Source organism: Alkalihalophilus lindianensis (assembly GCF_032843265.1).
Taxonomy (GTDB): Bacteria; Bacillota; Bacilli; order Bacillales; family Bacillaceae_D; genus Alkalihalophilus; species Alkalihalophilus lindianensis.
This window is the reverse complement of record NZ_JAWJBA010000304.1, coordinates 1-273: the sequence shown is the minus strand read 5'-3', so window position 1 is coordinate 273 and position 273 is coordinate 1. Positions and strand designations below refer to the sequence as shown.

Here is a 273-nt window from a genome sequence, read left to right as displayed (position 1 = left end):
GTAAAAAATACTGTGCTTTTTCTATCAAATCATTCTTCCTTTCTGGTATCATTAATAAAAATCACTTAAGGATCTGTCTAATTTCCTCTATATAATTACGATAATCAAAATATTTTTCAGCGGTCCTTCTTGCATAACTTTGCATTATTCTTTTTTCCTCTGGTTTCAATCCTAAAGCTTTTCGTAACGCATCACGAAAACTCTTTTCTGAACAATCATCAACAATAATTGAGTTTTCCATATCCGATAGGTAATAGTTAAGATCTGAGGAAA

General features: G+C 30.4%; 1 protein-coding gene. It reads right to left on the bottom strand.

Annotated features, from left to right (window positions below):
* Positions 1–61: 61 nt before the first annotated feature.
* On the bottom strand, positions 62–273 hold a 212-nt coding region (locus tag RYX56_RS22355), incomplete at its 5' end, for a glycosyltransferase (protein ID WP_317124122.1).